Raw genomic sequence first — 20470 nt, 5'->3', positions numbered from 1 at the left:
TCAGCCAATTTAGAATTATGTCGGGGGAATCATGAAGGTACTCTGTTTATGGTACGCCACAGAAGATGAGGTCAATTATATCAGGGGCGCGATGCCGCCTTCCACAGAGGTGGTAGCACCAAAGGGGGATTATCTTTCTCGTTTCGATTGCGCATACTCAGACGCAAAGGACCTGGCCGCAGACGCCGATGCGATGATCGGCTTCAGCGTCCCAGAGGGTCTGTTGGAAATTGCAGAAAAGCTCAAGGTGTTTTCTTGGCTACATTCGGGCGTTGATGATCTCCGCCAGATGGGGGCGCTTTCTCTGTTTAAACAGCGCGGCGTTAAACTTGCGAATGTTCGCGGTGCCAATGCAGTTGCCGTCGCGGAACAGGCGATGATGTTCGTACTTGCTCTCGCCAAGAGAGCGTTGCTTAAGCAACAATTGCTGCAAGCCCGTAATAAACCTTTTCCTCTGTATGCCAACGAGTCTCGGTCGGCGATGTTACACGGTCGTACAATCGGAATAATCGGGGTTGGAAACATCGGCGCCCGCATTGCAAAGCACGCAAATGGTTTCGATATGCATGTTCTCGGAGTCCGCCGCAACAAAGAGAAGCTGGTGGAGTACGTAGACTCGATGCACGGAATGGACGAACTGCATGTCGTGCTTGCGAAAAGCGATTATGTCGTTTTGGCAATGCCGGCAACACCGGAAACCAATCAGTTTTTTGGCAAGGTAGAGATACAAGCTATGAAATCATCTGCCTTTTTGGTCAATGTTTCGCGCGGAAACCTGACACAAGAGAAACCACTCTATGAAGCACTTACGTCCGGGCGTTTACGCGGATACGCAGCAGACGTCTGGTGGAGCTATGGGTTTGGGCGGACCTTTCCGGCCGGATCGGGTTCGCGCTTGAAGATTCACGAGCTCCCGAATGTGATCGGCTCTGATGGGCAGGCCGCAAACGCCGATGACGTTCTTCAACGAAATATTCAGTGGGGCACGCACAGCCTAGTAGAGTTTGCGACGGGTAAGCCGCTCACTCGGGAGGTTAGCCTAGACTTGGGCTACTAGCTGCCAGCACGATCTTGATCGATTCACGATGTACCGTTCGCCCGAAAATTTTGCGCGACGAGTGTTTCAGGCGAAAGTGGTCCGAGATGCGCTTCAAAAGGGAAAATGCAGGCATCGGCAGAAGGTTGAGCAGTGCATTAAGCGGGGACGCTGCCACGACTTCAACCGCCTCAACGACAATGCCTCCAATCGCCGGGACAACGCTTCGCGCGAAAAGGCCTGGCCCCGTCTGAATCGGCTCCTGAATCGGGGGGCACGGCAGCGGACTTTGCCAGCGGGCGCTGGACACTCAAATGCGTGTTGTCGCCCTGGTCGAGCGCGACTTCGCGGTCCTATCATCCGTGTTATCTTGAGTGCGCGGCTGAAGGCGCACGGCTTCGGCGTCCCGCCGCCCCGGCCAAGGAACGCAGTGGCTTTGTAGTTGCCCAAGGGCGAGTGGGTGGCTTTGAAAGAAGGCTTAGTGGGACCATCGGACGATCTCGTCTGGCGCCACTAGTTCGGCAGTCTGCAGCGCCGCGGTGATGATCATTGGCCGAAGTCGATTTTGAAACCAGGAGATCAAACGCACTTGGCTGCGGACGCGAACCCGCCCCTCAGTGCGCAGGGACGATGTTGACGTTGAAGAGCAGTCCATCTGCGTCCGCAGCGGTATGATGGCGGCCGCTGCCATCGCTCAGGCGCTTTGCGATACACTGGTTACTTCCCGGCGCCATTGAACCAAACAAGTGTGACCGCAGAAATCCTGCAAAATTCACGCGAGTTGGTCAGGTTTTTGCACCCAAAGGCTGGGAATTGGGGTGAGCCTGAAGAGAACCTGCAATAAGATTGTCGCAGGTGCCAAATGGGAACAATTCGAAGCTAGCGGACCAGGATCGAGCTGCAGCATCAATATCATGAGACTGCAGAAAAGGATCCGGCAGTGTTCTGGCGACATTCAACGCCGCAGACTCTGTTGCTCTTCATCCAGCAAATGACGTGGGTCGTGCGCTGCCTGGCCCAGAAAGGAAATAGAACGTGACAATCTCGCGACGCGGCCTCCTGAAGACGGGCTTGGCCGCCGGGGCCGCTCTATGGACGCCTTCGATCCGGCGGGCACAGGCAGCCTCCACCACCGCGCGCACGGTTCGTATGGTGAAGGCCGGGGACCTCCGCGTCTTTGATCCCATCACTACTACGGCTAATATCACTCAAGATCATGGCCTTGCGGTTTACGACACGCTGTTCGCGCTCGATTCCAAGTTCATGTCGCAGCCGCAAATGGTGGGAAAGTGGGGCGTTTCCGACGACAAGAAAACCTACACGTTCGAGCTTCGCGATGGTCTGGGATGGCACGATGGCACCCCTGTGACGGCCTCGGACTGTGTTGCCTCGATCCGTCGCTGGACTCAGGTTAATACTGGCGGACAGCTGCTTATGTCTCGGGTGAGGGACATTTCTAAGAGGGATGATAAAACCTTTACAATCGCGCTCAAGGAGCCGCTGGGGGCTCTGATCGAGATCCTCGGGAGATATTCGTCACCGAATCCATACATCATGCGCGAGAAGGATGCGGAACGGGCGGCAACCGAGCAGGTGACCGCGAATATCGGATCAGGGCCGTTCAAATTCAATCATGCTCTTGCCAAGCCGGGGGCGAGCTTCACGTATGACCGTAACGAACATTATGTGCCGCGCAGTGAACCGGCTGACGGGTTCGCCGGCGGTAAGATCGTCAAGGCCGACCGCGTCATCTGGGACAATATCGCCGATGAGCAGACTGCTCTGGCGGCCTTGCAGGCGGGCGAAATCGATTACAGCGAACTCGCCTCCACCGATTTGTTTTCAGTGATTGATGGTGATCCCAGCCTTGCACTTCAGGTTCTGAACAAAACAGGTTCGATGCTGCACCTGCGGATGAACTGTCTGCAGAAGCCGTTCGACAATGTGAGGGCGCGTCAGGCCATGCTTCACCTTGTCGATCAGGAGGCCGTCTTGCACGCCGCGATCGGCGATGCAAAATACTTCCAAACCGTCACATCGATATTCGGAAATGGAACGACCTATTCCAATGACGAAAATACCGGGTGGTACAAGAAGGGTGGCGATCCGCAAACGGCCAAGCAGCTCTTCAAGGATGCTGGATATGCAGGCGAGAAAATCATCATTCTACAACCAACGAATATTGCGTTCATAAGCAACGCCTCACAGCTTCTGGCGACCGCGCTGCGCAAGATTGGCATCAATGCCGAACTCGCGCCAAGCGACTGGGGCGGGGTCGCCACCCGCCGTACTAACAAAGGCCCCGTCGAGAACGGCGGCTGGAGTATCTTCATTACATCTGAATCTATCTTCTCCCGCACCGATCCGCTGAGCAGTCCTGCCATGACCGCGAATAGCGACAGGGGCTGGTACGGCTGGCCGAGTAACGAAGAGTATGAGACTCTTCGAGCCAAATGGGCCGATGTCGAAACGCTCGACGAGCGCAAAGCGCTGGCCCGCCAGATGCAGCGCGTGTGGTGGGACTTTGTCGGCGACATTCTGCTGGGTCAGTATGTTTCGCCAATCGCGCGGCGCAAGACGCTCACCGGCCTGATCGAGATGCCGGGGAATACCGCTATGTGGAGCATGTACAAGATCTGACGGCACAACTGCCACTTACCTAGCTTGCAGAATTTACGAGCGGTGTTCAGGAGCCGCGCTCGCGAGCTGTTGTTTGCATCTTCCTAAAGACTGGATCTGGAGCAAGCTTATGACCGGCGTTGAATTAGGTGTGCCTCTCCGCGACGTGGAAGAGAGCATGCTGGAGTTTGAGGGCAAGCGCTACCTCGACGGCCGCGCGTCCGATCCGCGTGAACTTGGCTGGATGCGTGGTGCGCCGCCGCCCGAAGATAGGCGTATCACGTTCGAGAGCGATAGTTATTTCGATTTCCCGCAAAACCGTTGGTCGCTGTCGCACATGCGCGAGCTCGTAGCGACGGTAAACGTGTGGCGTGGGCAGGGCATGCCTTCGCAGTTCGAACGCAGCGACAAATCCGCCGAGATCGACGCGCTCACGTTTGCAGATAAGGATGGCCGCATTCGCCGCTTCGACGAGGCGCTGTTCGACACCTACGCCGATGGCATCGTGGTGCTGCATCGCGGGCGCATCGTCTACGAGCGCTACTTCGGCGCGCTCCAGTCGCAGCTGCCGCATGCGTGCTACTCAGTCACGAAGTCGTACGCGGGTACGCTGACGGCGGCATTCGTGCACGAAGGCGTACTCGACGACGCGAAGATGATCCCGCACTACCTGCCGGAGTTGCGGGGCACGGCGTGGGAGGATGCCACGTTGCGTCAGGTGATGGACATGCAGACCGGTCTGGCGCACACGGAGGAGTACGCTCCCGGCGATCGCTCCAGCGACGCCTGGGCGTATAGGATCGCCAGCGGCCGGCGGCCGCGACCGGACAGCTACGGCGGGCCGCGAACCGCTTGCGATTACCTGCGGACCGTGCGCAAGCAAGGTACTCACGGCGAAGCCTTCGCCTACAAAAGCATCAACACCGAAGTGATGGCCTGGGTCATGTCGCGTGTGACCGGCCGCTCCTTTGCGCAACTGCTGCACGAGCGCCTGTGGTCGCCGCTTGGCTGCGAGGAAGATGGCTACGTGATCGTCGACCCGATCGGGTTGCCATTGGCCGGCGGCGGCCTGTATGCGACGCTGCGCGACCTAGCGCGCTTTGGCGAGTTGATCCGGCGTGAGGGCGAATGGAACGGTAAGCAGCTGATTCCCGCATCCGTGGTCCATGACGTTCAAGAAGGCGACCATCCGGCTAAGCTTCCGGCCATTGGCTACTCGTATCGTAGCCAATGGTGGGTTCCGCATAACGAATTGGGCGCGATCGAAGCACGTGGCTTATACGGCCAGCGTATTTACGTCGCACCGAAGGCCGAGATGGTGATCGCGCGCTTTGCGTCACACCCTCTGGCGCCGGCCCGTTACAACGACGTGATTAGCGTGCCCCAGATGCTGGCACTGGGGCGAATGCTGCGCGATTAACTGGCAGAACGAGGAGTTGTCGCCTCGTCATTGCGGCTTCTTCGCCAGGCATCCCTATCAGGGATGCAAACCGAAGGATCGCTGAAGTGGGACAAAGCGAAGATACAGAATATGGCGCGGTTGCCGCCGCACAATTCGGAGACTGAAGATGAAACAGCCGCTAATCGCCGTCTCGACAGACGTCCGGGAACTGTACAACTATCTCTGGCACGCGGCGCCACAACAATACCTCGAGGCGGCGATCGCCACGGCCAACGTATTTCCTTTGCTGGTCCCTTCCTTTGGCGACCGGCTTGAACTCGACCAACTCCTCGACGTTGTCGATGGGGTGATGATCACGGGCTCTGGGTCAGGTGTCCACCCCTCGCTCTACGGCGGGGATGCGACTGAAGCAAACGGCCCCTATGACTCTGCACGCGATTCAACTACGTTGCCCCTAATCAAAAAAGCGATCGTCCATGGGGTTCCATTGCTTGCCATCTGCCGCGGCATCCAGGAACTGAACGTCGCTCTCGGCGGTACACTGGCGACCGACATCCAAGATCGTCCAGGCTCGGTTGACCATCTGGGCCCACAGAGCGAAAGCCGAGACGAGCGATTTGCCATCCGCCAGACGGTGACGATCACGTCCGGTAGCTGCCTCGCGGGAATAGTTGGTGCTGGTGAAATTCATGTGAACTCTCTTCATCGCCAAGCAGTCGACCGATTAGGTTCGGGCCTTCAGGTCGAGGCGGTTGCCGAAGACGGGACGGTTGAAGCAGTCTCGGTGCGCAATGCCCGGGCCTTCGCCGTGGGCGTCCAGTGGCATCCCGAATATTGGGTGAAGTCGGACGAAGCGTCCGCGCGTATTTTCCGCGCGTTCGGAGACGCCATTCGGGCCCACGCGGCAGAGAGGGCTGCTAGCAAAGGAACTAGCGGCAGATCATCTGCCAGTCGCATTGCGTCCGCTGAATTGCTTCCGCTCGGGCGAGCGGCGAGGGGCGATGACAAGTGACCTAGGTTGGAAGCTGGGCCAGCCAAAGTGGGAATATTCCCTTAATCTCTCCTGGTCGAAAGAAGGAAATAGGCCATGAGCGCCAAGCTCGTGACAGCCGCAGCGATCGACGGCATGGTCAAGAACGGGGCGGGCTTTGCCGGCTTTGCGACATGGTTCGACATGACGCCGGCCGATCCGACATGTTCGCGATGCCGGATCCGTCAAGCCTGATTCAACTGCCATGGAAGCCGGAGGTTGGCTGGCTAGCCGCCGATCGATGGATGAATGGCAAGCCGGTTGCACAAGCGCCACGCAATCTCTTGAAACGGCTGATCGCCGATGCTGCCACCAAAGGCCTCGAGTTGAAATCCGGCGTCGAATGCGAGTTCTTTTTGATGTCGCGCGATGGGAGAGGCATTTCCGATAACGCCGACTGTCAGCCAAAGCCCTTCTATGATCAGCAGGCGATGATACGACGATACGATGTCATTGCCGAGATCTGCGATGCCATGTTGTCGCTCGGCTGGAAGCCCTATCAGAACGATCATGAGGACGCGAACGGACAGTTCGAGATGAAACTGGGGCTTCGACGCGGCCTTGAAGACAGCGGATCGCCACGCCTTCTTCAAATACATGGTGCGCTGGACGCGGAAAAGCACGGGCTGCGTGCGACCTTCATGCCGAAACCGTTCGTCGACCCGACCGGCAATGGCTGCCATGCCCACCTCTCTGGCGCGATGATCGCAATCTGTTCGAGGATAAACGAGGCGAGCTCGGGGTTTCAAAGCTCGATTATCAGTTCCTCGGCGGCATCATGCACTCGGCCGATGCGCTCGCGGCTCTACTTAATCCGACTGTGAATTCTTACAAGCGCATCAACGCGCCGCGCACGACGACAGGAGCGACTTGGGCGCCGAACTCAGTGACCTACACCGGGAACAACCGTACCCACGTTATTCGCATTCCGGAGGGGGACGCTTCGAGGCCTCAGGCTGGCCGACGGAGCGGCGAATCCCTGCCTTTTGCAGGCAGGCTTGCAGCTGGACTCGACGGTGTCGACAACGAGCGTGATACCCGGCAAACGCCTCGACATCAACATGTAAACCGAGGGTCATACGGTCGAGGCCGGCAAGAAGTTGCTGTTGAATCTGCTCGATGCGATCCGAGCACTGTGATCTCATCAGTGCTGTCGGAAAGGTTGGGTGGATTCGTTCCGTGCTACGTCAAGCTCAAGACTGACGAATGGAATTCCCGCCATCTGACGGCCTGGGAGCGCCAAACCACGCTCGATTGCTGACGGGTCTCAAAGCGAAAAGGAGGCACAGGTTCGCTGTGCATTCCTGCTGTCGTGTGTCGAACAGGCAGATCGGTTGTTCCGGATCTCCGGAAAGTGACGCGGACAATCAGTTCGCGTCACTTTCAGCGCGCTCAGCTCTCGCCCCGCCGCTTCGTTGCAGCTTGCAGCGTGTTTCGCAATAGACAGGCGATTGTCATCGGACCAACGCCGCCGGGAACCGGAGTGAAGGCCTTGCTGAACTCTTCTGCTTTGTCGGTCCTACGAAGTTGAAGCGAATACCGGCGAAGAAGACGTTGGTCTCGAAGTTGTCGTACTGATGCGCTTCCTGGATATTGGCGCCGGTCTCGAAACAGCGTCTTGGCGATTGCGGCGACGATGCCAAGCTTGTTGGGACAGGAGAAGCTCAGAATATGGCTGTCGGTGGACATGGGCGTCTCTCGGGCGTACGCAGTTACCAAGCAACTTGGGTCTGCCATTCGCAGCCGAACTCGGCAGCGCTACTCGAGAACCATTTGGAAAAGCTCCTGGCGAGGCTGCGGAACAAGGCAATCTCAAAGCAGGCGCTGCCGTCGATGTTGTCTTCACAGCGCCAGATGGTGACGCCGATATGGGCGACAATCGTGGTCGCTGCGGCCCCGATGTCGAACGCGTGCGGATGAAGGTCGACCTGAAAGCCCTTGGCAAGGGTATCCCTGACCGCATGTCCACCGACGCGGAAGACGGCATAGCCGCCGCTTTGATCCGACACGGATGCGAGTGGCGCGACGATTTGTTTGAGTGCAATGCCAAACAGCGGGCCTGCGCCGTCGCTCATGGCGAGCCAGTAATTCGGGGCTATGCCCGCGCAGGCGATCTTGCCCGCGCGCACGATCGCAGGCGCTGTAGGCAGTTCGAGAAGGAAATGCTGCCTCATTCGGTCGCGCAGCCGCGCATACTGACCCTTGCGGGTCTGCAGCGTTGCCAGGCCAAGTCCGCGCAGTTCGCAAATCGTAACGCCGCCACCGGACTTCGATTGGTCTATGTCCGATAGTGCAGAGCGAGGAGATAGAGCAGGATCAGCCATGCAGACGTGTTCCTTGGGGATCGAAAAAGACGGGTGAGACGATTTGGACTTCGGTGTCACGATTCCGAACCGGATCGTAGGCGCGCACGAATTTGCCGATCCGGGCCGGTCCGTTCCTGATCAGGCCGAGGCCGATCCAATGCCCGAGCATCGGCGAGAAGGCTACGGACGTGACGTAACCTTCGTCATTCTCTGTGTTCGGTTTCGCGGCGAGTGCCAGGAAATGTGCGCCGGCATGCAGTCGCTCGCTCCTGGCAACCGGCTTGATGCCGATCAGCGCCGGCCGCTCCGGGTCGGCGAGTCCCGGCCGCATCGCGAGCATACGGCCAATAAAGTCTTTCTTGCGCGACATCATCCGGCCCAGGCCAAGATCGGTCGCCGTCGTCGTGCCGTTCAGTTCGTTGCCCGCGACATGACCTTTCTCGATGCGCATCACCCCGAGGGCTTCGGTGCCGTAGGGCACGACCCCGAGGTCGCTCCCGGCCTCCATGATCGCGCGGATGGTCGCATCGCCGAATTGTGCCGGCACCGCCAGCTCGTAGCCAAGTTCGCCGCAAAAGGACACTCGGAACAGGCGAGCAGGAATCTCACGCCAGCGGAACGCGATGCAGCCGAGATAGGGAAGGGCGACGTCGGAGATATCGGCGGCTTCACCGAGCAGCTGGGCCAGGAGCCGTCGGGAATACGGCCCCGCGATCGAATATTGCGACCATTGCTCGGTGACGGATACGAGCTGAACATCGAGCTCAGGCCAGAGAATCTGGCGTGCATGCTCAAGGTGTTGCATGACCTTGGCCGCACTGGCGGTCGTGGTCGACACGACATAGTGGTCGGGCGCAAAGCGGGCAGCCGTACCGTCGTCCATCACAATGCCGTCTTCGCGCAGCATCAAACCGTCGCGGACTTTGCCGATGGGAAGCGTCGAAAACATGTTGACGTAGACCCGATCCAGGAATGCGGCCGCATCGTCACCCTGAACGTCGATCTTGCCCAACGTGGACACGTCGCAGACGCCCACCTTGCTGCGAACCTCCCTGACCTCGCGTGACACTGTCGTCAGCCAATAAGATTCACCGGGCTCAGCGAACCACTGCGCGCGCAGCCACTGCCCCGCCTCCACGAAAGTCGCCCCGCGTTCTTCGGCCCAGTCGTGGCCCGCGGTCAGGCGCGTCGGCTTGAACTCCGAACCGCGATGGTGACCGGCGAGCGCGCCGATCGCGACCGGCGTATACGGCGGCCGGAACACGGTTGTGCCGACTTGTGATATCTGGCGTCCAGTCAGTTGCGCCATTAACGCATGACCGTTGACGTTCGATGTCTTACCCTGATCGGTGGCCATGCCAAGGGTGGTATATCGCTTCAGCAGTTCGACCGACTGAAAACCTTCGCGGGCGGCGAGTGCGACGTCGTTGCGTGTAACGTCGTTCTGGAAATCGATAAACGCCTTCGATCGGCTGTCGACCACGTACCAGAACGGCTTCGAGCTAGTGGTTTCATCATCAGCCCGAGGCAGAGGATGATTTTGCACGGCAAATCCGAGCGCCTCGGCTGCTGCGGTCCCGGCAGCATCGCCCTCGCGAAGGGCATCCGCAAGCGCAAAGGAACCCTGCGCGGCGCCGGCGACCGTCATGCCGGGAGGAGGCGCATTTGGAACGAATCCCCCCAGCGTGTCCGACCAGTTCGGTCGACCTCCGAGGTGGGTCGTCAGGGCGAGATTGGGATTCCATCCGCCGGACACGGCGAGCACGTCGACCGCAATGCCGCTCGTCCGTCCATCCGCAGTGTGAATGGAGATGGCCTTGAGACCTTGGCTTCCGCTCGTCTGGACAACCTGTGCGCCAGCATAGATCCGAATTCCCAGCCGACTCGCCTTCTCGATGAGACGGGAGTCGATCTCTGTTCGCATGTCGACAATGGCTTCGACGGGAGTGTTGCCCCCGAATAGGTCGAAAGCAGTCCTCCACGCGTCGTCGCAGCCTGTGAAGATCGCGGCGCGGCCGCCGGCCGGTACGGCAAACCGGTTCAGATAGGTGCGAACCGCCGAAGCCATCATCACGCCGGGCCGATCGTTGCCGCCGAACACGATCGGTCGCTCGATCGCGCCCGTAGCAAGGACGGCTCGTTTGGCGACGATCTTCCAAAGCCGCTGCCGAGGCTGACGCGGCGCCGGGGCCGGTAGATGGTCGGAAACACGCTCGACCGCGCCGTAGGTTCCGCCGTCATAGACGCCGAACACCGTCGTCCGGCGCAGCACGCGAACATTCGTCAGGGCGTCGAGGCAAAGGCCCGCATGGTGTGCCCACGTGGAGCCACTTTCGCCTCCGATTTCCCTAATGTCCCCATTGAGGCGGCCGCCTAGGACGTAGTCCTCGTCGCATAGGATAACGCGCGCGCCCGATCGGCCCGCGCTCAAAGCCGCGGCAAGCCCGGCCGCACCGCCGCCGACAACGAGTACGTCACAGAACGCGTACAGCTTTTCGTAGACGTCCGGATCGGCTTCCGTGCTGGCCCGTCCGAGACCGGCGGCGCGCCGGATCGCCGGCTCGTAGACCTTCTCCCAAAAGGAGGCGGGCCACATGAAGGTCTTGTAGTAGAAGCCCGCGGCGAAAAATGGCGACAGCAAAGAATTGACCGCGCGCACGTCGAATGTCAGCGAAGGCCAGCGGTTTTGACTTTGCGCGTCGAGGCCGTCGAACAGCTCGACGACAGTCGCTCGTGTGTTCGGCTCGCGCCGCGCACCGCTCCGCAACTCGACCAGCGCGTTTGGTTCCTCGCTGCCCGCAGTCAGAATGCCGCGCGGCCGGTGATACTTGAACGAGCGGCCGACGAGCTTGATGCCGCTGCCAAGCAGAGCGGAGGCGAGCGTATCTCCTGCATAGCCGTGATAGCGCTTGCCGTCGAAAGTGAAGCTGAGTGGCTTGCTGCGATCGATCAGGCCACCCTTCTCAAGCCGTTTGGCTTTCACTTGCGATGCTGCCCAACTCATGAAGGCTCTCCGGCTGCAAAGGTCGTGCCGAAGATTTCATGAGTGCGGGTGTCGCGGGTAACCCTAAGCCAGCTTCGGCATCCGCCGGCGTGATACCAGAGTTCCTTATGACGACCCGCCGGATTGTCGCGCAGATAGACTGCTTGATAGAATGGCTGCAGCGCATCCGACGTTGATGCTTCGGGTCGGCGCGTGGCATCGCCATGGTAGGCGAACTCGCCTACATCACGCGGGCCGCAGAAGGGACATTCGATTCGCATGTCGGTTCTCAATGCAGGTTCGGTTGGGCGCCTAGCCCTTTTTCGTCAATGAGATGGCCGGTCTCGAAGCGATCGAGACGGTAGGCGGCCGCCACCGGGTGCGGCTCATCGCGCGCCAGCAGATGCGCGAAGCACCACCCTGAAGCCGGCGTTGCCTTGAAGCCGCCGTAGCACCAGCCGGCGTTGAGATAGAGGCCGTCGACTGGCGTCTTGTCCATGATCGGCGAGCCGTCCATCGACATGTCGACCAGCCCGCCCCATGAGCGCAGCATGCGTAGCCGCCCGATTGCTGGCATCAGAGCCATGCCGCTTTCGCAGACGTCCTCGACGGTCGGCACGTTGCCGCGCTGGGCGTACGAGTTGTAGCCGTCGATGTCGCCGCCAAACACGAGCCCGCCTTTGTCAGACTGACTGATATAGAAATGACCTGCTCCGAAGGTGACGACGCCTGGAATGAAAGGCTTGATCGCTTCCGACACAAAGGCCTGCAGCACATGGCTTTCGATCGGAAGCCTCAGATCCGTCATCGCCGCGACGCGTGAGCTGCTGCCGGCTACGGCCAAGCCGACCTTCTTGGCGCCGATCTTGCCCCTAGTCGTCTCGACTCCGATGATACGGCCGCCCCCGCGCAGCAAGCCAGTAACCTCGCAGTTCTGGATGATGTCGACCCCGCGTTCGCTGGCGCCCCGGGCGTAGCCCCATACTACCGCGTCATGTCGGGCGGTGCCGCCCCGTCGCTGCAACAGGCCGCCCTTGATTGGAAACCGGGCATTCTCGAAATCGAGCATCGGAAGCATCCCGCGCACGTCGGCGGCATCGAGCAGTTCCGCGTCGGCGCCGGCGAGGATCATGGCGTTCCCACGCCGGGCGAAAGCATCGCGCTGGGCGTCAGAGTGGTAGAGGTTGAGCACGCCGCGCTGGCTCACCATCGCATTGTAGTTGAGGTCCTGCTCGAGCCCTTCCCACAGCTTCATCGACAATTCGTAGAATGGCTCATTGCCGGGCAGGAGATAGTTCGAGCGGATAATCGTGGTGTTTCGCCCGGCATTGCCGGAGCCGATGTGTCCCTTCTCGATCACCGCGACATTTTGGATGCCGTGTTCTTTGGAGAGGTAATATGCGGTGGCGAGGCCGTGTCCACCGCCACCAACGATGACGATGTCGTAATGCGTGCGGGGGGCCGCATCGCGCCACGTCGGCTGCCAATCGCTATGTCCGCGGAGCGCCTGCCAGGCGAGATTCAGGAAGGAGTAGTGCATGGGAGCCGAGCCATTTCGGAGCGAGCTTGTAGGAGGCATCCTGGGCTGTTATTGATTGCCCGAAATGGCAAAAAACGACCAAAAGATGGCAATTGGCGACATCTCGCGGCCGCGCCGAATCGGCTTTCTGCTGATCCCCGGCTTTGCATTGATGTCCTATGCATCGGCGGCCGAGCCGTTGCGGGCCGCTAACGTGCTGGCCGGCAAGAACCTCTACCGCTGGCGGCACATTTCCATCCGCGGTCGCGATATTGCTGCCTCGAACGGCGTGCGCATTCAGGCCGACGCCAGTATTGACGATGCCGGCCGTCTCGATGCGATCGTGGTTTGCGCGGGTGGCAATCCGCAAGCTTTTGATCACTCGCCGACGTTTGCTTTCCTGCGAAAGGCCGCTCGCCACGGGGTGCAATTGGGGGGCGTGTCAGCGGGGCCATTTCTCCTTGCACGGGCTGGGCTGCTCGAGGGATATCGATGTACCGTGCATTGGGAGCACATCCCGGCCTTCACCGAAATGTTTCCCTTCCTGCATCTCAGTCGCTCATTGTACGAAATTGATCGCGACCGCTTCACTTGCGCCGGGGGTATAGCGGCCCTCGACATGATGCACGCCGTGATCCGCATCGATCATGGCGCAGCGTTAGCTTCGGCGATGAGCGATTGGTTTCTTCAGACAGAGGTGCGCCGTGGCGAAGCCGCCCAACGGCTGGCGCCTACCGAACGCTTCGGAGTCCATCATCCCGGACTGGTTCAAACGCTGTTGCGGATGGAAGGACATATCGAAACGCCCCTGTCGCCGCGCGAGCTGGCCCAGTTCGCAGGTGTGTCTTTGCGACAGCTTGAGCGTCTGTTCGCACGCCATCTCGGCACGACGATCCACCGACAGTACCAACGGACACGGCTTGATCACGCCAGAATCCTATTGCGGCAGACAACGAAGTCAATCAGGGAAATTGCGCTTGCAACCGGCTTTGCGGTACCGACCCACTTTTCAAAAAGCTACAGGCGGCATTTTGGGCTTGCGCCGGCTCACGAGAGAAGAGTTGCTTCGGTCCGTTCACAGCTACAGGACAACCAAGCTTTTTAGGAACAATCTCTTTGAATCCTCTCCCACGCCTGATTGAGCCGACATCGCTTGTGCCCGCGCGGATCGCCGCATCTGTTGCGGGAATCTGGTTGGCGTAGCGTGTCAGCGTGCGATCAATAGCTCAGCGCATCTACGCAGGGCTCCCCATAGCGGTCGAAAATTTTGTGGTCGGTCTTGCGGGATGCTGAAATGCCGACGGACCACCGGTGATGGCTTCCAGACCCAGAAGTTAGCCACAAACCGCGGGCACTCTTCGATCACCGATCTCGCTGCCGTGACGATCTTGTGGCTGAGGTATTGCAGTTCCGATCGGGTAGATCAGCGGCTGCTGAGAATACCGGCGAGTGCGCCTTTGTTGTCGATCCCCAGCTTGGAGTAGGTCTTCGCAAGTCTTGAAGAAGATGGATGATCGCATCGCGAGCAATTCCTTGACGATCTTGTCCGCAAGGGACGCGATATCGAAGGGCGTGTGCTTGCCCGCCGTGCCATCACGTCGAGGATCGCGTGATGTCAAATGGAAGGAAAACCGTCGTCTTTATCGGCTGACGGAAGCTCCGGGACGCGGCGTTGCCTTCAGAGGTCGGCGAGATTGACGATGCTTGTGGAATTCGGGGGGCCGAGAAGCTGGCGAGCAACCCGATCCCTAAACAAGTCCGAATGCCGGGAGGCGACGTTGTCTGCCTCATCGGGCTTTTGCTGTTCGATGGCTGCGAAAAGGGCACGGTGATCTGCGACGATTAGCGCAATATGCGCCTCGAGCAGAACAATCGAATTGTCTCCGGCTTGGAAGCACTGTCGCGAGAGCCTCATCCCGTCCAGCAGGAGGTCCGAATAGGTTTGTTCCAGGACCCCGGAATCGGCCGCTCGCGCAATCTCGCGATGAAAGCGATAGTTGGCCTCGTTCATGATCACGTCGGTGCCTTCGCGAACGCTCCTCTCGAACGCGAGCATCTCGGTTCGAATCTTCTCGACCTGTGCTGGAGTTCGTCGGATCGCGGCCAGACGATGTAGCGATCGTGAAAGAAGGCGGTTTGCCTCAAAGAACGGCCGAAGCTGGCCGACCTCAAAGGAGGAGACGCGAATCTGCCGGCCATCGCGGCGCAGAAGCCCTTCCGATACGAGCCTGATGACCGCCTCCCGCACAGGCGTGCGCGAGACGCCGAGCTCGCCGACGATCCGGGCTTCATCGAATATGGCGCCGGGCGTTAAGTCGAGCGACAGGATTCGCCGTCGCAACTCCTCGTAGACGCGGTCAGCGTCGCGAACAGTCGTGTCGGACCCAGCCGCCAGACCCATCAATACCTCCCCACCGTCCGAATCCTGTCGAGGACGCCCGAACATACATTGTATTGACTACGTGTCCAAGTTGGATATTTAATGTATCCAAAATCGGAGGTAGGCATGAGTTGGACTGTCGGGGTCGATGTTGGTGGCACATTCACCGACTTTTACGTGCTGAATTCGTCGACCCAGGACGTCGTGGTGCACAAGCGCCCGTCCACTCCCGATGATCCCTCCCGCGCCATTCTCTCGGGTCTCGCCGAGATGGCCGAAGCTTTCGAGGTCGACCTCGGCGACGTCTCGCGCTTTGGGCACGGCACCACGGTTGCGACCAATGCGCTGATCGAGCGTAGCGGCGGGATGGTCGCTATGATCACGACGAAGGGGTTTCGCGACCTCCTGGAAATTGGGCGGCAGGTGCGTCCGAAGATTTACGACTTAAAGGTCGACGCCCCGTCGCCGGTCGTTCCGCGCCAACATCGGTTCGAGATTACGGAGCGGGTGGGTTCGCGCGGCGAGATCGTGATCGCGCTTTCTGATGCTGAAGTGAAGACCGTGGTCGAGGCCGTCGCCGCGAGTGGCGCCAATTGCTGCGCGGTCTGTCTGTTGTTTTCATTCCTTAATCCCGAGCACGAGAGACGCATCGGGGCCGCCTTGCGCGAGAGGTTGCCGGAATTGAACGTGTCGCTATCCTGTGAAGTGCAGTGCGAGTTCCGCGAGTATGAGCGCTTCTCCACCACGGTGCTCAACGCCTATCTCCAGCCCAAGGTCACGCGCTATATGGCACGTCTGGCCACGGCTCTCGAAAGCCGAACTGCCGGTGCCGCGATCGGCATCAGTCAGTCGGCAGGCGGCTTGATGGCGATCGATCGGGCGGGAGAGCTGCCAATTCGTACGGCGTTGTCAGGACCAGCGGCGGGCGTGGTTGGCGCAGTCGCCGTTGCGGGTCGCTCTCGCGAAAAGGACTTGATCACACTCGATATCGGAGGGACGAGCACCGACGTCTGCCTGATCGAAAACGGCACCGCAGCCATGACTTATGGCCGCGACATTGCCGAATTTCCGGTGCGGCTGCCCTCGATCGACATCAATACCGTCGGTGCCGGTGGCGGCTCCATTGCGCATGTTGGTCCGGATGGGTTGCTCAAAGTTGGACCGGAAAGTGCTGGCGCAGTCCCCGGACCGGCCTGCTACCGCCGCGGCGGCAAATTGCCGACAGTATCGGACGCGAATGCCTTTTTGGGCCGCCTTCCGGTTGCCCTGGTCGGCGGCGGCATGACGCTCGATCCTTCGGCATCGGAACGTGCGATTTCTCCACTTGCGGCCCAGTTGGGACTCGAATTGCCGGAGACAGCATTGGGTATCATCCGCATCTGCGTTTCGAATATGGTCCGTGCGATCCGCGCTATCTCGGTCGAGCGCGGTTACGATCCCCGCAATTTCACCCTCATGCCGTTTGGGGGAGCCGGAGGGTTGCACGCTGCCGATGTTGCCGAGGAATTGTCGATCCGAAAAATCCTCGTGCCGCTCTCGCCGGGCATTCTCTGTGCGGAGGGTGTCGCGATGTCCGACGTGCAGGAGAGCTTCGTTGCGACCTGTCGCATCAATCTCGACAGCGATCTGTCTCCTATTGCAGGGATCATCAGAAGCTTGACCGAGCAGGCGCAGGCCTGGAGCGAGGGCTTGAATGGCCTGGTTCTCAAGACGACTCTCGATATGCGCTATGTCGGGCAGAACTACGAGCTGTCGGTGCAACTCGACGAGAGCGGCGCTTTGCCGGCGGCCGCTCAGCTGCGTGAGCGCTTCCTGGCAACTCACCAGTCGAAATACGGACACAGCGATGCCGTTGCCGCCATCGAGCTTGTCAATGTCCGCCTGAAGGCGCGTATCACCAGAGGGCGCGAAGCGGAACCCCGGCTGCGCCAGGACGCAGCCGAAGCGAAGCGTTTGTCGGTAAAGGCCTGGTTCGACAAGTCCGGACCGGTCGAAACCGTTGTCGTCCACCGCTCCCGCCTTGATCCGGGTGAGGTGTTGCTCGGACCCGCGATCATCGCCCAGTTCGATTCCACGACGGTTGTCCCACCGCGCTGGTCCGCGCGCATTGACGAAGCGCGCAACATCATCATGGAGTTTCACCCGTGACCAGTCTCGATCCCATCACCCTGGAGATCTTGTGGAACGGACTGCGTTCGACGACGGATGAGTGTTTCCTGACCATCCAGCGATCTGCATTCTCAACCAACATCAAGGAGCGTCACGACCATTCGGTGGCGATCGTTGATCGGCGCGGTCGGCTCGTCGTGCAGGCGGAAAATGCGCTGCCGATCCACCTTGCATCGATGAGCGGGCTCGTCGAAATGCTCAAGAGCAGGTTTGCAGGAGATATCCGGCCCGGCGACATTTTCGTCGCTAACGACCCGCATGTCGCAGGTGGCACGCATCTATCCGACATAAATCTCGCCGCGCCTGTGTTTGTGGAAGGCAAGCTTGTCGCCTTCGTCTGCAACATCGCGCATCATGCCGACGTCGGTGGCGCGGCGCGGGGGTCGATGTCCGGCGGGTTGACCGAAATCTACCAGGAAGGTCTCCGCATTCCGGTCGTTCGGCTCTATCGCGCCGGAGAGCTGGTCACCGATATCTTCGATCTCCTTCTCCTGAACATGCGACTGCCGACGGAGCGGAAAGGCGATCTCAACGCCCAAATCGCGGCCTGTCGTCTGGGGACCGAGCGTCTGCACGACCTCTATCATCGCTACGGGCTCGCGAAGATGGAGCGGGCGTTCGACGAGATCATCGAGCGCAGCCGCACGCGGATGCGCGCTGCCATAGCTGCGCTTCCGGATGGCGAGTGGTCGAGCGCCGACATGATGGACGACGATGGTACCGGTCAATCCGACGTCATCATCGCTCTGACGGTGCGCAAGAGCGGAACGGAGGCGGTCTTCGATTTCACGGGGTCGGCCGGGCAGGTCGCAGGCAACATCAATCTTACGCTCAATGCCGTGCGATCTTCGGTCTGTTACGCCCTGAAGGCGCTTCTCGACCCTTCAATGCCCAACAACGAGGGCGTTGTGCAGGCTTTCGAAATCGTAGCTCCGCAGGGCACCATCGTGAATTGCGTTGCGCCCGCCGCAGTAGCCTTGCGGGCCAACACCTGCCAGCGCGTGATCGATGTGGTGCTTGGTGCTCTTGCCAACGTGCTGCCGGAGCGCGCGATCGGCTGCGCCAATGGCGCGAATACAAGCATGGTCTTCGCCGGGACCGATCCGTCGACAGGGCAGCCTTACGTCTATCTGGAAACGCTCGGCGGCGGGATGGGCGCGCGGAACGATCGAGACGGCAAGGATGGCGTGCAGGTGCACATCACCAATACCTCGAACCTACCGGTCGAGGCGATCGAAATGGAATATCCGCTGCGTGTCGAAGAATATGCCCTCGTTGCCGACTCCGGTGGCGCCGGCACTTACCGCGGCGGCCTGGGCCTGCGTCGCGTCGTCCGGCCGGTCGGCCATACCTGCGAGTTTTCCGGCGTGGGCGAACGTTTCCGCCACGCGCCGGGGGGAATCTTCGGCGGCGAGCCTGGTCGACCCGGACGATTCCAGCTGCATCGGGCTGATGGTGGCGTCGAACCGCTTCCCGCCAAGCTGACGGGCATGAAGCTCGCGCCCGAGACGGCCGTCTCCGTCGAAACACCGGGAGCAGGGGGCTATGGTCCGCCGCAGGGGCGCTCCCCAGCGGCGATCGCCGAAGACGTATCGGCTGGAAAGTACTCCGCGGCGTTCATCGCTCGTCGCTATCAAGATTCAGCCGGGAGTCGTCAGGGGAACGATCTGCAAAAACCGCGCGCGAGGAGCGGAATGGGGCAACCGCATGAAGCCAGCCGCGAACGTGGCGGATCTGTTCGCCCGGCCGATGCACCAAAAAGGAACCGATGATGCCAATCGTAAACCGCATAAATGACCTTCACGCGGAGATCCGGGGCTGGCGCCAACAGCTCCACAGCCACCCCGAGCTTGGATACAACGAACACGAAACATCGGCCTTTGTCGCCGACCGGCTGCTTGAATTCGGGTGCGACGAAGTGGTGACTAACATCGGCCGAACAGGCGTTGTGGGAATAATCAGAGGCGCCAAACCGGGCAAGGTCGTGATTGGACTGCGAGCCGACATGGACGCGTTACCAATCGAGGAATCGACGGGACTACCTTATACTTCCAAGTCTCCCGGCGTGATGCATGCCTGTGGTCACGATGGTCACACCGCAATGCTTCTGGGCGCGGCCAAATACTTGGCCGAGACAAGGAATTTTGCGGGTACGGCCGTGATGATCTTCCAGCCCGCGGAAGAGGCTGGAGCCGGGGCGAAGGCGATGCTTGATGACGGACTGATGGATCGCTTCGGCATCCAGCAGGTCTATGGAATGCACAATTGGCCCGGTATTCCAATCGGGAACTTCGCCACCCGTCACGGTGTGGTTTTAGCATCGGCAGACTCGCTTCGCATCAAGATCAAGGGACGCGGCGGACACACGGCGCACCCGCACGAATGTATCAATCCGGTCGTGGTCGGGTCAGAACTTGTCACCGCGCTGCAGCAGATCGTCGCCTTCAACGTCGATCCGCGAGAAACGGCGTCGATTTCGATTTCCGTGTTCCATGCCGGCGTCTCGGGGAGCATCGTCCCAGAGACTGCCGAACTCGATGGTCGGATTCGAACGACAAGCGAGGCCGTCCGCAGGATGGTGAGGGGCCGTATCCAGGAAATCGCCGATGGGATCGCGAAAATGACAGGGGCAGAAATAGATGTCGTGATCGGTGACGGCTATCCGGTCACGATTAACCATCCCGACGAGACCGACCTGACCATTGACGTTGCGAGGGAAATCGCTGGTGAAGCAGGTATTGGTGAGAAGGCGGTGTCGCCCGGCAGTGAGGACTTCTCGTTCATGCTGCAGGCTCGTCCCGGTTCGTTCATCTTCTGTGGCAACGGCGACAGCGCGATGCTCCATAATTCGGCATATGACTTCAATGACGAAGCCATTCCGTATGGGACATCTTACTGGGTCCGTCTCGTCGAGACTGCGCTTGCGACTGAGGCACTTTGACTGGCAATCGAGTGGCAGGGGTCTTGTTGCTGCATCCAATTATTCTCCGTCGAAGAGGCAATGCCGATCACTTCGAAATTCAACA

Annotated in this window: 14 protein-coding genes and 2 pseudogenes; 10 read left to right on the top strand and 6 right to left on the bottom strand. The window is 60.0% G+C overall.

Annotated features, from left to right (window positions below):
* The first annotated feature begins 31 nt into the window (after nt 1-31).
* From P6U31_RS30235 to P6U31_RS30210, 6 genes and pseudogenes are all read left to right on the top strand, one after another.
* Nucleotides 32-1057, top strand: a complete 1026-nt coding sequence (locus P6U31_RS30235) for an NAD(P)-dependent oxidoreductase (RefSeq protein WP_407185331.1) — start codon at nt 32-34, stop codon at nt 1055-1057.
* A gap of 1014 nt (nt 1058-2071) precedes the next feature.
* On the top strand, nt 2072-3676 hold the full coding sequence (locus tag P6U31_RS30230; RefSeq protein WP_407185330.1) for an ABC transporter substrate-binding protein: 1605 nt from the start codon (nt 2072-2074) through the stop codon (nt 3674-3676).
* 109 nt (nt 3677-3785) lie between these two features.
* Nucleotides 3786-5075, top strand: a complete 1290-nt coding sequence (locus P6U31_RS30225) for a serine hydrolase domain-containing protein (RefSeq protein ID WP_407185329.1) — start codon at nt 3786-3788, stop codon at nt 5073-5075.
* Between the two features lie 148 nt (nt 5076-5223).
* Nucleotides 5224-6069 carry a gamma-glutamyl-gamma-aminobutyrate hydrolase family protein gene (locus P6U31_RS30220; protein WP_407185328.1) on the top strand — a complete coding sequence of 282 codons (846 nt, stop codon included), beginning with the start codon at nt 5224-5226 and terminating at the stop codon, nt 6067-6069.
* A gap of 75 nt (nt 6070-6144) precedes the next feature.
* Complete coding sequence (locus P6U31_RS30215) at nt 6145-6282, top strand: hypothetical protein (RefSeq protein ID WP_407185327.1); 138 nt, start codon at nt 6145-6147, stop codon at nt 6280-6282.
* A pseudogene (locus tag P6U31_RS30210) lies at nt 6222-7348 on the top strand (type III glutamate--ammonia ligase). The gene P6U31_RS30215 and the pseudogene P6U31_RS30210 overlap by 61 nt, the downstream one beginning before the upstream one ends.
* A 131-nt stretch (nt 7349-7479) precedes the next feature.
* Here the strand turns inward: P6U31_RS30210 and P6U31_RS30205 are convergent.
* The 5 genes and pseudogenes from P6U31_RS30205 to P6U31_RS30185 all read right to left on the bottom strand — a co-directional run.
* A pseudogene (locus P6U31_RS30205) lies at nt 7480-7578 on the bottom strand (bifunctional methylenetetrahydrofolate dehydrogenase/methenyltetrahydrofolate cyclohydrolase); the annotation flags it as partial.
* A 221-nt stretch (nt 7579-7799) separates the two neighbouring features.
* Nucleotides 7800-8411 (bottom strand): sarcosine oxidase subunit gamma, encoded by a 612-nt coding sequence (locus tag P6U31_RS30200; RefSeq protein ID WP_407185326.1) that lies wholly within the window; start codon nt 8409-8411, stop codon nt 7800-7802.
* A complete protein-coding gene (locus P6U31_RS30195; RefSeq protein ID WP_407185325.1) occupies nt 8404-11397 on the bottom strand; it encodes a sarcosine oxidase subunit alpha family protein in 2994 nt (997 codons plus the stop codon). Before P6U31_RS30195 ends, P6U31_RS30200 begins: the two co-directional genes overlap by 8 nt.
* The gene (locus P6U31_RS30190) at nt 11394-11657 is read right to left on the bottom strand and encodes a sarcosine oxidase subunit delta (protein WP_407185324.1); all 264 of its coding nucleotides are present in this window, start codon (nt 11655-11657) and stop codon (nt 11394-11396) included. Before P6U31_RS30190 ends, P6U31_RS30195 begins: the two co-directional genes overlap by 4 nt.
* An 8-nt stretch (nt 11658-11665) precedes the next feature.
* Nucleotides 11666-12916 carry a sarcosine oxidase subunit beta family protein gene (locus P6U31_RS30185; RefSeq protein ID WP_407185323.1) on the bottom strand — a complete coding sequence of 417 codons (1251 nt, stop codon included), beginning with the start codon at nt 12914-12916 and terminating at the stop codon, nt 11666-11668.
* Between the two features lie 64 nt (nt 12917-12980).
* On the opposite strand from P6U31_RS30185, the gene P6U31_RS30180 reads away from it, so the two are divergent.
* Nucleotides 12981-14000 (top strand): GlxA family transcriptional regulator, encoded by a 1020-nt coding sequence (locus P6U31_RS30180; RefSeq protein WP_407185322.1) that lies wholly within the window; start codon nt 12981-12983, stop codon nt 13998-14000.
* Between the two features lie 573 nt (nt 14001-14573).
* Here the strand turns inward: P6U31_RS30180 and P6U31_RS30175 are convergent.
* Nucleotides 14574-15296, bottom strand: coding sequence for a GntR family transcriptional regulator (locus P6U31_RS30175; protein ID WP_407185321.1), 723 nt, complete (start codon nt 15294-15296; stop codon nt 14574-14576).
* 105 nt (nt 15297-15401) lie between these two features.
* Between P6U31_RS30175 and P6U31_RS30170 the strand changes: the two genes are divergently transcribed.
* Genes P6U31_RS30170 through P6U31_RS30160 form a run of 3 tightly spaced genes read left to right on the top strand, consistent with a single transcriptional unit; the run spans nt 15402 to nt 20385 of the window.
* The gene (locus tag P6U31_RS30170) at nt 15402-17423 is read left to right on the top strand and encodes a hydantoinase/oxoprolinase family protein (RefSeq protein WP_407185320.1); all 2022 of its coding nucleotides are present in this window, start codon (nt 15402-15404) and stop codon (nt 17421-17423) included.
* Nucleotides 17420-19216 (top strand): hydantoinase B/oxoprolinase family protein, encoded by a 1797-nt coding sequence (locus P6U31_RS30165; protein WP_407185319.1) that lies wholly within the window; start codon nt 17420-17422, stop codon nt 19214-19216. Before P6U31_RS30170 ends, P6U31_RS30165 begins: the two co-directional genes overlap by 4 nt.
* Nucleotides 19216-20385: a M20 aminoacylase family protein gene (locus tag P6U31_RS30160; protein ID WP_407189989.1), complete on the top strand. Its 1170-nt coding sequence runs from the start codon at nt 19216-19218 to the stop codon at nt 20383-20385. Before P6U31_RS30165 ends, P6U31_RS30160 begins: the two co-directional genes overlap by 1 nt.
* Nucleotides 20386-20470 lie beyond the last annotated feature (85 nt).

The sequence above is a fragment of the Bradyrhizobium centrosematis genome (assembly GCF_045571495.1).
Classification (GTDB): domain Bacteria; phylum Pseudomonadota; class Alphaproteobacteria; order Rhizobiales; family Xanthobacteraceae; genus Bradyrhizobium; species Bradyrhizobium centrosematis.
This window is presented reverse-complemented; position numbering and strand designations above follow the sequence as displayed.